Below are 529 nucleotides of genomic sequence, written 5' to 3' on the forward strand. Positions count from 1 at the left end.
TAGAGGTCGGCAGTTCAACTCTGCCTGGGACTACCAAGCTCAAGAACGAGGAACAGCGAAAGCTGAAAGCTAAAAGCTAAAAGCTAAAAAACGATATTCTTGAACAACCTCTTGGGGGATTAGCTCAGCTGGCTAGAGCATCTGCCTTGCACGCAGAGGGTCAACGGTTCGAATCCGTTATTCTCCACTCTCTCTGAAAAGAGAAACGATCTTTGACATGATGTACAAAAAGTAAAATTAAAAGTAAGAGCTAAAAGTATATATCAAACCGTACGTGTTCGAGTATGCAATATTGACAGCCGGAAGCAATTCCACAATCAATACCAATACGCGAATAAAACGTTTGAAAGAAAGTAAGCAAGGGCGCATGGCGGATGCCTTGGCTCTCGGAGGCGATGAAGGACGTGATAAGCTGCGATAAGCTTCGGGTAGGTGCAAATAACCTTTGATCCGAAGATTTCCGAATGGGACAACCCGTCATTCTGAAGGAATGACATCTTGCATAGCAAGAGGCTAACGCAGGGAACTG

Annotated in this window: 1 tRNA gene and 1 rRNA gene; both read left to right on the plus strand. The window is 44.8% G+C overall.

Going from position 1 to position 529, the window contains the following annotated elements:
* Nucleotides 1-113: 113 nt before the first annotated feature.
* Nucleotides 114-187 (plus strand) — tRNA-Ala (locus DW173_RS23710).
* 160 nt (nt 188-347) lie between these two features.
* A 23S ribosomal RNA gene (locus DW173_RS23715) occupies nt 348-529 on the plus strand; the annotation flags it as partial.

Origin of the sequence: Bacteroides sp. AM16-13 (genome assembly GCF_003602705.1) — a bacterium.
In the GTDB taxonomy this organism is placed as follows: Bacteria; Bacteroidota; Bacteroidia; order Bacteroidales; family Bacteroidaceae; genus Bacteroides; species Bacteroides xylanisolvens.